At 31.5% G+C, this 13,099-nt stretch carries 12 protein-coding genes; 10 read left to right on the top strand and 2 right to left on the bottom strand.

The features are described from left to right. Positions 1–188 precede the first annotated feature (188 nt). Genes E4N74_RS11730 through E4N74_RS11710 form a run of 5 tightly spaced genes read left to right on the top strand, consistent with a single transcriptional unit; the run spans position 189 to position 7,135 of the window. Positions 189–1,808, top strand: coding sequence for an ABC transporter permease (locus tag E4N74_RS11730; protein ID WP_255805396.1), 1,620 nt, complete (start codon positions 189–191; stop codon positions 1,806–1,808). A gap of 22 nt (positions 1,809–1,830) precedes the next feature. Further along, entirely contained in the window at positions 1,831–2,781 is a 951-nt protein-coding gene (locus E4N74_RS11725) for an ABC transporter ATP-binding protein (protein ID WP_255817878.1), read from the top strand. Continuing rightward, positions 2,778–4,073, top strand: a complete 1,296-nt coding sequence (locus E4N74_RS11720) for a glycosyltransferase family 4 protein (RefSeq protein WP_255817877.1) — start codon at positions 2,778–2,780, stop codon at positions 4,071–4,073. The genes E4N74_RS11725 and E4N74_RS11720 overlap by 4 nt, the downstream gene beginning before the upstream one ends. Beyond that, positions 4,048–5,616 (top strand): ATP-binding cassette domain-containing protein, encoded by a 1,569-nt coding sequence (locus tag E4N74_RS11715; RefSeq protein ID WP_255817876.1) that lies wholly within the window; start codon positions 4,048–4,050, stop codon positions 5,614–5,616. Before E4N74_RS11720 ends, E4N74_RS11715 begins: the two co-directional genes overlap by 26 nt. After that, positions 5,591–7,135: an ATP-binding cassette domain-containing protein gene (locus E4N74_RS11710; RefSeq protein ID WP_255817875.1), complete on the top strand. Its 1,545-nt coding sequence runs from the start codon at positions 5,591–5,593 to the stop codon at positions 7,133–7,135. Before E4N74_RS11715 ends, E4N74_RS11710 begins: the two co-directional genes overlap by 26 nt. 48 nt (positions 7,136–7,183) lie before the next feature. On the opposite strand, the gene E4N74_RS11705 is transcribed toward E4N74_RS11710, so the two are convergent. Continuing rightward, positions 7,184–7,399, bottom strand: a complete 216-nt coding sequence (locus E4N74_RS11705) for a hypothetical protein (RefSeq protein WP_255817873.1) — start codon at positions 7,397–7,399, stop codon at positions 7,184–7,186. Positions 7,400–7,422: 23 nt separating this feature from the next. Then, on the bottom strand, positions 7,423–8,871 hold the full coding sequence (gene murD / locus E4N74_RS11700; RefSeq protein WP_255817872.1) for a UDP-N-acetylmuramoyl-L-alanine--D-glutamate ligase: 1,449 nt from the start codon (positions 8,869–8,871) through the stop codon (positions 7,423–7,425). A 166-nt stretch (positions 8,872–9,037) separates the two neighbouring features. Here murD and E4N74_RS11695 point away from each other — a divergent pair, with 166 nt between their 5' ends. The 5 genes from E4N74_RS11695 (at position 9,038) to E4N74_RS11675 (ending at position 13,069) form a co-directional block, all read left to right on the top strand. After that, positions 9,038–9,208 (top strand): DNA adenine methylase, encoded by a 171-nt coding sequence (locus tag E4N74_RS11695; RefSeq protein ID WP_245609010.1) that lies wholly within the window; start codon positions 9,038–9,040, stop codon positions 9,206–9,208. A 25-nt stretch (positions 9,209–9,233) separates the two neighbouring features. After that, complete coding sequence (locus E4N74_RS11690; RefSeq protein ID WP_255817871.1) at positions 9,234–9,962, top strand: hypothetical protein; 729 nt, start codon at positions 9,234–9,236, stop codon at positions 9,960–9,962. 18 nt (positions 9,963–9,980) lie between these two features. Beyond that, positions 9,981–10,118, top strand: a complete 138-nt coding sequence (locus tag E4N74_RS11685; RefSeq protein WP_245609009.1) for a hypothetical protein — start codon at positions 9,981–9,983, stop codon at positions 10,116–10,118. A 175-nt stretch (positions 10,119–10,293) separates the two neighbouring features. Beyond that, entirely contained in the window at positions 10,294–11,292 is a 999-nt protein-coding gene (locus E4N74_RS11680) for an AlwI family type II restriction endonuclease (protein WP_338113368.1), read from the top strand. A 220-nt stretch (positions 11,293–11,512) separates the two neighbouring features. Beyond that, on the top strand, positions 11,513–13,069 hold the full coding sequence (locus E4N74_RS11675) for an ATP-binding cassette domain-containing protein (protein ID WP_255817870.1): 1,557 nt from the start codon (positions 11,513–11,515) through the stop codon (positions 13,067–13,069). Positions 13,070–13,099: the final 30 nt, after the last annotated feature.

Genomic DNA, 13,099 nt, shown 5'->3' with positions numbered 1-13,099 from the left:
TTGAGTTTTGAGAAAAATAAAATTGAAAATAAGCTAAAAATCTCCCAAGCATATATTCATATTAAGCCAAAATTTAGAATCTGTCAAGGCTGAGTAAAACGGGTTTCCTATATCAATCACCTCAAATTTATTGCATATCATATACTAGTAAATTTATTAAAAATAATATAGACTTGTAGGATAATTTAATGAAACAGCAACTTAAAAGAAATTATAACAGCCTTATAGATTATATCCTCATACTAAGCTTAATTTTAGGTATTTTTATATTTATAGCTATGCCTTTTTTTTATGTATTTAAAGAAAGTCTTGTTATAAACGGAAGCCTTAGTTTTAAGCTTTTTAAAGATGTTTTTAAAAATCATCTTAACCTTTTAAAAAATTCCTTATCGGTAGGATTTTATACGACGGTTTTAACGGCAATCGCAGGGATAACCACGGCCTTGTTTTCTTATCTGATGCCTAACAAAATAAAACGCCTTATTTTTTTAATTTTAGCTGTAACGATGATAAGCCCGCCCTTTGTAACAGCCCTCAGCTATATAAACCTCTTTGGAAGAAGAGGCCTTGTTTCTTATTATCTTTTAGGTATTTCAAAAAGCCCGTACGGAATTACCGGCATTGTGCTGATGCAGTCCTTGAGTAATTTTTCTTTAGCGGCTTTAATCCTAATCGGTTTTTTAAATAATTTGGACAGATCCCAATTAGACAGTGCACGCAACCTCGGAGCAAAGACAAACCGGTTAATTATCGACATAATTCTTCCCTTCCTTTTTCCTGCAATCAAATCGGTTATGCTCTTAACTTTTTTGCGAAGTTTATCGGACTTTGGAACGCCTGCAATCATAGGTGGCTCTTTTAATATGCTTGCAACAGAAAGCTATTTTGCGGTAATAGCTCAAGGCAATTTGGGAAAGGCTTCCGCAATAAATGTGCTTCTTTTAATTCCTGCAATTATTATTTTTATTCTTTATCAAAAAAGTTTTAAAAATATTTCCATATCTTCACACGGCACGGCATCCTCGGAAATTGAAATAAAAAGGCAGGGAATTCTTTTTTATCTTATAAGCATAATTGCCGTTTTCTTTTTATTATGGATAAGCATTCAATATTCTTCTATTATATTGTCCGCATTTACAAAAATGAAAAAAGGAAAAATGATTTTTACCTTTGCAAATATTTTAGAAACAAGAGATCATATTACAAGCACGGTTATAAGGAGTATAGTCTACAGTCTTATTGCTGCGGGAGGAGGCAGCATAATCGGGTTGCTTCTTGCCTATTATAAACAAATAAGAAAAATAAAAATAATGCAGGCTGTAGATTTTGCTGCAACTCTTCCCTATATAATTCCGGGAACATTTTTCGGACTCGGTTATTTATTGGCCTTTAACTCAAAACCTTTAATGCTTACAGGAACAGCAGCAATAGTTGTCCTAAACATTTTATTTAAGCAGCTCCCTTTTTCTACAAAGATAGGAAATGCATCAATGGAAGAAATAAACATCGACACTTTAAATTCAATCAGAGATTTAGGCGGTAAAAGAATAAATGAAATTACGGATGCAGTTATCCCTCTAAGTAAAAATAGTTTAGGAGTTTCTTTTATCAACGGATTTACAACGACTATGACTACAATAGGTTCAATTATTTTTTTGGTATACCCGAGTCAAAAAGTTTTAACCCTTGTTATGTTCGATGTAATTCAAAGCGGTTATTATGAAATAGGCTCGGTAATTGCCTTGCTTATAATTATAATTTGTTTAATTGTAAATTTAATTTACTTTTTAGTTTTAAAGAAAAAATAATTTTTAAAATGCCGGAGGTTTTATGTATTTGGAATTAACAAACCTAACAAAAACATATAAAGAAAAAAATGCGGTAAAAAATATCAGCTTCAATCTTGAAAAAGGAAAACTCCTCTGTCTTTTAGGGCCTTCCGGCTGCGGAAAAAGTACGGTATTAAAATCGATAGGAGGGTTTTTAAAACCTGACAGCGGAAAAATAATTCTTGACGGTAAAGAAATTACAAATGACCCTCCTGAAAATAGAAATGTTTCTACAGTTTTTCAATCCTACGGGCTTTTTCCTCACATGAATGTTTTATCGAATATTATTTACGGTTTAAAATTTAAAAAGATGCCTAAGGCTGAACGAGTTGAAGCCGGAATGAAGATGATAAAAACGATGGGCTTATCGGGTTATGAAAAAAAACATATAAGCGAACTTTCAGGCGGAGAACAGCAGAGGGTTGCTCTTGCACGCAGTTTGATTATAAGGCCTAAACTTCTTTTGTTGGACGAGCCTTTAAGCAACTTGGATGCAAAGCTTAGAATCAATATGCGTAAAGAAATAAAACAAATTCAAAAAGAATTTAATATCACTACAATTTTTGTTACCCATGATCAAAGCGAAGCATTTGAAATTGCCGATAAAATTATTTTGATGAACAATGGAGAAATTATTCAGGAAGGAACAGCCGAATCTCTTTATAATCAACCTGCAAGCGAATTTGCTCTTGACTTTATCGGTACAAACAATAAAATAGGAAGTTCATATATCAGACCGGAAAAGATAAAAGTATTTACATCATTACCGGAAGAAGATACGGAAGATTTTGAAGAAGCCCAAATTATCAATATTATTTTTAAGGGCGAAATAATAGAACTATTTCTTAAAACTAAAGAAAAAGAATTAAAGGCCATTGTTTTAAACAATGACTGCAATTATCAAAAGAATGAAAAGGTCTACATCAAATACAATAGGGAGAATTTAAATTGAAGATACTTCACTGCCTTGCACAATTACCGATGAAAACAGGAAGCGGGGTTTATTTTAGCACCCTTGTCGAAGGAATGATAAAAAAAGGACATAAAAATGCGGTTCTTTACGGCACACAGCTTCCCTTTGCCGAAAAAACTTTTAATGAATCTTTATCCGATAAATTACAGGGAAGCGTAAAAGAATATCCCATCAAATTTTTATCCGATTATGAGCAGGAAGAAAAAACCGTTTTTAATGCAGACATTCCTTTCCCGATTGCAGGAATGAGCGACATAATGCCCTATACCTCAACCGTTTATTCCGAAATGAATGATGAGATGTATCAAAAATGGATTTCGGTTTTTGAAAAAACTCTTCTCCGTGCAAGAGAAGAATTTAATCCCGATGTCATTATAAGTCATCATCTTTTTATTTTAACCTCTTTGGTAAAAAAAATATTTTCTGGCAAAAAAATAATAGGCATAAGTCACGGCACGGATATAAGGCAGATTAAAAAAAATCCTTGGATAAAGACATGGTACATACAAAACTTGGATAAACTCGATTTATATTTTACCGTAAGCCCTAAGGATATTGCCGAAGTGCAAAATATTTTTTCGGCAAAACTTGAAAAAATTAAATTAGCAGGAGGAGGTTTTAATCCCGATATTTTTAACGATAAGGATAGACACATCTTTGACGGAACATTCAAACTATGCTATGCAGGAAAGATATCCGAGTCAAAGGGAGTGTTTGAACTTGCAAAAACCCTTCCGATTATTTTAAAAAAATATCCTAATACTGAATTAACCTTAATCGGAAATGCAACAGAAGAACAAAAAAACATTCTTTTAAAAAATGCAGACTACAGTGAAAATTTAAAAATAGTAAATGCCTCATCCCAAATATGTATGTGTAAAATTTTAAAACAAAACGATATTTTTATTTTGCCTTCATACTATGAAGCCTTAGGTCTTGTCGCTGTTGAAGCCTTAGCTTGCGGGCTATTTACCGTTACAACCGAAATTGAAGGACTTATAAACATCCTTGGCAAAAAAATCAACACAAGCGGCATTATCGAATTTGTCAAACTTCCCCGTATCTATGATGTAGACAAAGCATACGAAGAAGATAAGCCCGCCTTTGTCGAAGCCCTTTCCGAAAAAATAATGCTTCAAATGGAAAGACTTAAATCTCAAAAAGATTTTTATTCCCCTGTTTCAGCAGAAATAAAAAAACATTCTTGGGAAAGTATTATAGATAGGGTTGAAGAGGAGATTAAAGATGTATATATTGATTTTTATTCTTAAAACCATTCAAACGGTAGTCTCAACAGGTATCTTATATTTTTTTGGATTCGCTATTGATGAATTTACAAAAAATCCTTCACCCGAAAAAATTAAACTCATTATATTCTACGCTCTGCTTGAAATTCTTTTTGTAGTCATTCATCACCTATGTCAACGGGGTATATTTTTTATACGTAAAAAATTTGCTCTTCTTTATAGTCAAAATCTTTCAGATGCTATTTTTAATATTCCTCCTGAAGATTTTTTAGAACATGAAACGGACTATTATTTTACCGCATTTAAAGATCAAATACCTAAAATACAAACCTCATATTTACTTGGACGCATTAATATCGCTTCAAGTCTTGTAGGAATTTTACTGACAGTTTTTGTTTTGATATCATTTCATTTTAGTTTGCCGATTATTATGCTCTCATCTTTTATAATCGGAAAATTTGTTACAAAAATCATTGAGCCTCACATTGACAAAATCTCTTCTCAAGAAATTAGACTGCAAGAAGAATATAATGCAAAGACAAGCGAAAATCAAAAAGGCCTTCCCTTCTATATTTTAAACGGAAAAAGAAATCTGCTTTTTACCCGTCAAGTAAGCGCAAATAATATATTTGAAAACAAAAGCTGCAAAATAGAAATTAAAAAAACCGTTTTTGAATGGATAATAATTTTAACTTCAATGTGTTTAGCGGTAGCCGGTTTAGCATTTGCAATTTTTTTGTTTACAAAAAACAAAATAACAATCGGTATGTTGAGTTCTACAATCTTATATATGAATGTTTTTTCGCAAAAGCTTGAAGGGCTGCTTAAGCTTTTTATTGAAGTGCGTTACGGAAAAACGAGTAAAGAAAAAATAGACGGGATCATAAAAAGTAGAAAAAATAAAATTTTATCTACAAAGGAATTTCAGACTCTTAAATTCAAAGATGTTTCTTTTTCATATAACACAAAAGACGAAGAAAATATTTCCATTTTAAAAAATATAAGTTTACAAATCAACAAGGGTGATAAAATATTATTAACGGGAAAAAGCGGCAGCGGAAAATCTACCTTGATAAAGCTTGCCTTAAATTTATTAAAACCCGATACCGGTAAAGTATATTTTAACAATGAGGAAATTTCAGATAACGAATATCCGCCGTTTTATTTTATTAATCAAAACTTTCATCTTTTTAAAACATCGATTGAAGATAATATTTTCTTTGGAGATAAAAAACAAAAAGAACCTTATGAATTTGCACGGCTTGAAAAATTTTACGATAAGGATATAAGCGCATTAGATACTGACGGAATGCAAATATCCGGAGGAGAAAAAGAACGCACCGCATTAGCTCGGGTTTTTGCAGGTTCATATAAAAATATAATTATGGATGAAACCTTTGCAGGTCTTGACTTTGAAAATTATAAATTTATTCAAAACAAATTTTTGGATGATAAAGAGTTAACATATATTGAAATTTCGCATCGTGAAATTGATACCGAAAAATTTGATTATATATTTACTCTGGAAGGAGGAAAATTAAATGTTACAACTGTTAAAGAAAAATAAATTTCTATTTAGTATAACCTTTTTATTAGTTGCAATGACTGCATTTTTAAATAGTTATTCATCAAAAATTTTACAGATTAGCATAGATAAGACTATTGAAGGAAATGGAAAGGTCGAATATGTTTTTCTATTTGCCGCATTCGGTTTTGCTGCAGCTCTGATATTATTTATAGAAAATTTAGCTGAAACTAAACTGCGAAAAGATTGCAGATTGACACTTAGAAACAATATCGCAAATTATATGGCTTTTGAAAACAGAATTGAATATCATCAGGACAAAACAAAATACTATGAGCTTTTTATAAACTCTTGCGATTATTTTTCTTCCGAAGCAATTTGTAATCTAATGGATGCCCTCTATAATATAAATGCAATTATATTCGGTCTCGTAACAATGTATTTTATTTTTCCTCCGTTTATTATTTTTTGTTTTGTTTCAATGGCTTTTTCTTTTTTAATGTTCAAAAAAATTGATCCTAAACTTGATGAACTCTCAAATACATTTATAGACAAAAGGTCTGATTATTATAATTACATTCAAGATATTTTAACGGGGCATTTTACTGTTTTTATTAACCGTGCAAAAAAATATTTTGTAAAACGTACAAAAAAAGAATTTGAAAATTATGAAAACTACCGATATAAATATAGCGCAAACAGAGATTTACTTTTGAATATTGTGAATTTTCCAAGTATTGTTATAAATGTTTTGATGATTATCTTTTTATTCTATTTTATTTTAAAAGGAAAAGCAACAGTCGGATCGGTTGCCGGCATACTCGGATTGAGTGCACTTATTTCAAGCAGCTTTGAAAATTTATTTTATAATATTGTTTCGATTCGATCAGGTCTTTTAATTTTGGACAAAAAATATTTTAAAGTTAAAATTCCTCTTTCGGAAACTAAAATAACCACAAAACCCCTTACTTCAATACAGATAAAAAATCTTAATTTTTCTTATGGAGATAATCCTGTCTTTACCGATTTTAACATATCACTAAAAAACGGGTTTTACTATTTGCAGGCCGAAAGCGGAAAAGGAAAGTCTACTCTAATAAAACTTATTACAAAAGAATTACCTGCCCCTGATAATTCGATTTTTATTAACGGTAAAGATATCAATTCCTATACTGAAGATGAACTTATCGGTGAAATTTCATATATTCCGCAAGAAAATTTTATTATCAATGGATCTATCGAAGAAAACCTTTTTGTTCCTATTGAACAAAAACAAAAAGAGCTTGATCTTGTCTGTGCATTTACCCTTGCAAATACTTTACATGAAAAAGGCAGCTTAGATGAAAAAAGTATTTCGGGAGGAGAAACCCGAAGGCTTAACCTTGCCCGAAATCTTGATCTATCAAAAAGCGTTATCATCTTGGATGAACCTTTTAAAAATGTAGAACGTGAAATTTACAAAAAAATAGAACAAAATCTTATGCAAATAACCGATAAAATTATTATTGCCGTTACACATGAAAAAATTGAAGATAAAAATGCAGCGGTGATAAGTATTTAACTCTCATCATAAAACAAAACTATTTTTTCCATTAGAGCTTTATCAACTTCAAAAAATTGTTTTTTGTCCCTTATTTGAAGTAAAAAAATATTTTTTTAATTTCAATCCTTCAAATTCTTCTACCTGCCGCTTCATATAGGAAGAAGTTGTATATCTTAAACCGAAAGTATCACAATAGATAAAGTAAGCAATACCTATAGGCAAAATAAAAAGAACAAACATAACAGCTGTTATCCATAAAATCAATTTTCTTTTTATTTTCATAATAAAACCTTAATCAAATTCTATCAGCAAAATATTTCTTTTACCTTTTCTTTAAATTTATTTCCGCGGTCAAATTCGTTTTTAAACATGCCGAAGGAGGCTGCACCCGGCGATAGAATTACGACATCGCCTTTTTCTGCATTTTCTTTTAATGAAAACAAAAGAGAGTCCAAGCTGTCAAAGGGGCCATTATATTCAATAGCCTTTTCTTTAAGGAGAGGAATTAAAAGGTCTGTTCCCGTTCCTGCAAGAAGATATAGGCTTTTGGCAAGATTTGCTTTTTCGGCAAGCGGAATAAAATTTAAGTTTTTATTTGTTCCGCCGCAAATTAAGACGGGAGGCTTATCAAAGGCTTCTAAGGCGGCAGCAGATGCTTCAGGAATTGTAGCGGCCGTATCATTATAAAATTTTATTCCGTTTGTTTCATAAAAGAATTCCAACCGATGTTCAATACCCGAATACTCATCCATAAATTTACGGATAAATTCGGATTGTTCTTTGATGTTATTATCTTTTAAGATGTCGTTGTCTTTTAAATTTTCAGGCTTATGAATTTTTTGATAAAGCAGAAGAGCAAGACCTGCATTCAAGACATTTTGTTTAAGTTTAAGCCCGGGAACTTTTGCTTCCTTTGAAAGTAAAATTTTTTCTTCACCGCTTAAGTTGTAAAGGCCTTCTTGGTTCTTATTAAAAAAAACACCCCGATATTCTTTAGGTAGTTTTTTTTCGCTGTACCAAAAAACATTTGCCCTTGTTTCTTCTGCAAAAATTTTCCCCCAGCCGTCATCAAAATTACAAATTAAATAATCCGATTTATCCATATTTTCATAGATTATTTTTTTATCGGCAACATATTTTTCCATTGTGCCGTACCAGTTTAAGTGGTCGGGCATTATGGGCGTAATAATCGCAATCTTAGGCTTAAGCAGTTTTTTATTTTTTAAATCAGCAAGCTGCCAACTGGAGAGTTCCAGAACCACAGGCGTATCGCAAGAGGTTTCTTCAAAAAAACTTAAAGGGCTGACCGTAATATTCCCGCCCAAAAAAGCATTGTAGCCTAACTTTTTAAGCCCGTAATAAAGAGCACTTACCGTAGAGGATTTCCCCTTGCTTCCCGTTACCGCCAAAATCGGTGCCTTTGAAAGAGAAAGAAAAACCGAAACATCCGACTCTATTTGTTTTGCGGCTTCTAAAAAAACATTTCCTTCAAATTTTACGCCGGGGTTTTTGATGACAAGATCGGCTTCTCTAAAATCCTCTATTCTATGTTCACCCAACACAAACCGAATATTCTTAAAGGCAGAAAGTTTTTCGATTGACGGCCTTAATTCTTCCGAAGTTTTTAAATCCGTTACCGTAACCTCGGCTCCATATCGGGCAAAAAATTGGGCAGTCGCAAGCCCTCCCCCATTTAGACCAAGTCCCATAACGGTTACTTTTTTATTTTTGATATTTTCTAAGCTTATTTGCATATCATCATTATAACAAAAAATTTTAGGAAGTACCAGATGAGGAGGAATGGATTGTAAATACGGAAGACAGTAATTGTCGATTGAGGGGTAGAATTTGTTAATTATTGGTCATAGGGTATATAAATTTTAATGATTTTGTGCTATATTTTATTGGGTGGGTGATATAATGACAACAACAAAAATAAATAATCGTCGATATTTGGGAAATAAATATAAACTGCTTCCCTTTATTACTGATGTTATATCATCGGAATGCGGTAATTTTAATAGTTTTGCCGATATTTTTGCCGGTACAGGTGCCGTTTCTTCCGCATACGCTGATAAACGCCAAAAGTAGGCTAAGGACTTAATAGGAACAGAATATGGCAAAGAAACATACACAAGTTGATGATATAATCGAAACGATGCAAAAAAACGGAGGGTATGCAACACTTGCTCACCTTAATCAGAATGTTGATACAAGCTCTTGGAAAACAAAAACACCGTTTGAAAGTATCCGTTGCTATTTGCAAAGGAGCGATGAGTTCTTTAAAATCCAGCCGGGACTTTGGGCATTAACTAATTATCGTGAGTCAGTTTTGAAAAAATTTCAAATCAAAGAAAATAGAAAAGAACAGATTGAAACTTTTACACACTCATATTACCAAGGTCTGATTGTAGATATTGGGAACATGAAAAATCTGAAAACATATGTTCCTGCACAGGATAAAAACAAATTATTTCTTGATAAGAAACTTGGGCAAATTTCAACAATGACTGATATCCCTGAATTTACATATCCAAAAATTACAAACAGAGCTAAAACAATTGATATAATCTGGTTCAATGAGCGTGAAATGCCGACTGCATTCTATGAAGTCGAACATTCTACAAACATAATTAATTCTTTGAATAAATTTTTTGAACTACAAGATTTCAGAGCAAGATTCTGCATTGTTGCTGATAAGAAACGCAAGAATGAATTTGATGACAAAATCAGCCAGTCGATTTACAGACCAATAAAATCTCTTGTAGATTTTGTAGACTATGAAATTCTTGCAAATCAACATTCAAAAATGGCGGAATTATTCAAAAATACACTGGTACTATAAGGGAATATAAAACAATTCATGAGCTGTTCAACAACAATAAGGAATCCCGAAAGGGCTTTTCCATTTCTGTCAACAATTGCAGAAATGGAAGGCGTAGAATGGACTAAAGCAGCGCAAGAAGAACTGCAAAGCCGATTAATAAAAAACCGCTATTAAGTTCCTACAAAAATAGATATTCTTTCAAAAAATTTGCAAGATGCCTTTAATGATTTATCTCATAATCTAACAACAAAAAAGCCTATATATTGAATCCTATATTTCAGAATATCTAAAAGATTTTAATAATCCTCAAAAAAACATTCATGAATATACCGATAATATTATCCGATGTTTGAGACTAACAAAATATATATACATACGAGGCGGAGGTTATTATATTGATTTGGAACCTCGCAGAAGAGTTGAAATAGATGCAATTCTTAATGATTTAACAGGTGAAGCTCGCTATTATTCCGTTGAATCATATCAAGCCTTTATTGGAGACTATTACGGTTATACTCTGCCTTTTGAAACAGTTTTTGAACTACAGAGAATTGCTTCCGAAATTATTTTAGAAATTAAAGATTTAAAAACAAAGCTGAATAAAACAATTTCAGAAATAATACTTCAAAAAGACATAGACAATTTAAAAAAACAAATTGAAAGCTTGCGAAAAGAACGGCTTGCTCTGCAAAATGAAATGCTTAAATACACATATGAGAATGATGTAAAAATTGATGATGCAAAAAGTGCTTTACAAAATATTTCTAAACTTGGTATAAAACCCTCTATAGCTTTAGAAAAATGGACAAATATTGCTTTAAACATTATAGACGACGCAAAACTGATAAAGCCGAATTCTCCATTAGGCGATGATAATGAACCAACATTTACCGCTCCGGCAAAAGTTCCTGATATTGAATGCTTTTACAAAAACTTTAATGCAATTTGTGAAGTAACAATGCTCACAGGTAGGGATCAATGGTTTAATGAAGGCCAGCCGGTAATGAGGCATTTAAGAGAATTCGAAGACAAAAATAATGAAAAACCCAGCTATTGTTTATTTATTGCACCTAAATTACATGAAGATACAATAAATACATTCTGGTTTGCCGTAAAATATGAGTATCAAGGTCAAAAGCAAAAAATCATACCGCTTACAATATCTAACCTCATCGACTTGCTGGAAATTTTTAAAACAGCAAAAAAACAAGGCATTAAAATACATCATTTAGATATAATGACGCTCTATGATGGATGTGTGGATATATCCGATGTGTCTGATTCAACTGAATGGCGAACTCATATCTCTAATCAGTTATTAGAGTTTAAGAAGAGATTTTTAGGGTAATGAGGTAACCTCTATCTTTAAAAACAATGCAAAAGTTAATTACATTCTAAATCATACAATAATTATAAACATGTTACATAAAATAAGACCACATGAAATAGCCGTATTTTTCCGTAAAATTCACGAAAATCTACGAAAATGCACGAAAAAAAGTGTTGACAGTTTATAAAAAATCGTTTATTATAAAGAAAAACCTTTAAAAAAGGAGAATCTTTACTTTATGAATAAAGCTTATAAGCATTTTTTTATGGCTATGGCAGTTCTTGCCCTTGTGTCGGCTATGACATCATTGGTTGTACCTTTTCTGTTGAGTTTTTGGGCAAAGACCGATGTTGAGATGAATTTAAAAAGATTCTTTATTGTTATATCGGTGCTTATACTGATGTTCTTACTTAAAACCGCTATAATTTTTTTGCGTGAGAATTTTGCAAAACATTTTAATATAAAAAATGCCAAAAACATTATTGAAAAAATTTTAAGGTTAAAATACGATACGATTATTTCTCAAGGGAATATGAATTTGGTTGAGCGGATGGCACAGGCTGTAAACAATATGTACATATATATGACGGGAGATGCAGTTCAAATATGGTCAAGTATAATTTCAACAATAATTATTTTAATCGCAATATTTTTTGATAATTTCATTATAGGTTTAATACTGCTTGTTTTAATTCCAATAAATTATTTAGGTTATAAATCTTTGAATTTAGAATTAAAGAAACGCTCTCAAGTTATGCAAGTAAGCACTGCAACGGGATTCCAAGAAATACTTTCAGTTGTAAACCAAACAGATTATTTAAAACAATGCCCCGATTATGATATTGTACTAAACCAATTAAAACCTGCATTGAATAAAATTTACGGAAGCATAGCTCAAGTAAACAAATATGCTCAAACTTCTTCATCGTTTATATCATCGCTTAATTCAATGCTGCAAGCGGTTTGTATTTTACTTGTTATGTACAATTATCTAAGCGGAGAAAATCAAGTTTTACCGATTGTAATTTATACAATTGTACTTCCTTTATTTTTTTCCAATGTCAGTATAATTACAAATATTAATTTAAACAAAAATAATCTAAAAGTCTCGCAAGAATTTATTTCATTTTTAGATTCGGAGCAAGAAAAAGATTCAAATGAGATAATCAAATCAATTGAAAAAATAGAATTTGATATAGGCGCAATACAAATAGGAGAACAAACATTTAAGGCGAATATAAAAGATAAATTTATAAAAGGCGACATCATTTGGGTAAAGGGAAAAAGCGGTTCGGGAAAGTCAAGTTTAATGAAACAACTCGTAAAATTTAGGACGGCATCAGAAATCTTAATAAATGAAAAACCGATTTCTTCTATCAGCAATAGCAGTCTCCGCTCTCTTATTGATTATATCCCGCAAAATAATTCAATTATCAATGGGACAATCCGTGATAATTTATTTTTAAACAAAAGTCATTCAATTGAAACCGAAGAAAAATTAAAAAAAAGCGAGCTCCTTTCTACAATTTTACAAAATAAAAACTTTGATACAATGATAATGGATATGGGTGCTAATCTTTCAGGAGGAGAAGAACAAAAACTTGCCATAGCCCGAAGTTTATATTCAGATGCAGAAGTTTTAATCTTTGATGAGGTTACAGCCAATATTGATGCTGAAAGTATTACCTTGATTTTGAATACAATAAAAAACGCTTGTAAGAATAAAATAGTTTTTATAATTTCACATGACACATTGCCTGAAAATTTCGCCAATAAAATTATACAAATGGAATAAAGCTTACAATGCCCGATTGTAATCAAAGAA

This window comes from Treponema putidum, assembly GCF_024401155.1.
GTDB classification, from domain to species: domain Bacteria; phylum Spirochaetota; class Spirochaetia; order Treponematales; family Treponemataceae; genus Treponema_B; species Treponema_B putidum.
Note: the sequence above shows the minus strand (reverse complement) of the source record. Positions and strands in the feature narration are given on the sequence as shown.

Coding starts and splice junctions, on each gene's coding strand:
- E4N74_RS11730 (WP_255805396.1), top strand. CDS start 189: ATGAAACAGCAACTTAAAAGAAATTATAACAGCCTTATAGATTATATC.
- E4N74_RS11725 (WP_255817878.1), top strand. CDS start 1,831: ATGTATTTGGAATTAACAAACCTAACAAAAACATATAAAGAAAAAAAT.
- E4N74_RS11715 (WP_255817876.1), top strand. CDS start 4,048: ATGTATATATTGATTTTTATTCTTAAAACCATTCAAACGGTAGTCTCA.
- E4N74_RS11710 (WP_255817875.1), top strand. CDS start 5,591: ATGTTACAACTGTTAAAGAAAAATAAATTTCTATTTAGTATAACCTTT.
- E4N74_RS11705 (WP_255817873.1), bottom strand. CDS start 7,399: ATGAAAATAAAAAGAAAATTGATTTTATGGATAACAGCTGTTATGTTT.
- murD (WP_255817872.1), bottom strand. CDS start 8,871: ATGCAAATAAGCTTAGAAAATATCAAAAATAAAAAAGTAACCGTTATG.
- E4N74_RS11695 (WP_245609010.1), top strand. CDS start 9,038: ATGACAACAACAAAAATAAATAATCGTCGATATTTGGGAAATAAATAT.
- E4N74_RS11690 (WP_255817871.1), top strand. CDS start 9,234: ATGGCAAAGAAACATACACAAGTTGATGATATAATCGAAACGATGCAA.
- E4N74_RS11685 (WP_245609009.1), top strand. CDS start 9,981: ATGAGCTGTTCAACAACAATAAGGAATCCCGAAAGGGCTTTTCCATTT.
- E4N74_RS11675 (WP_255817870.1), top strand. CDS start 11,513: ATGAATAAAGCTTATAAGCATTTTTTTATGGCTATGGCAGTTCTTGCC.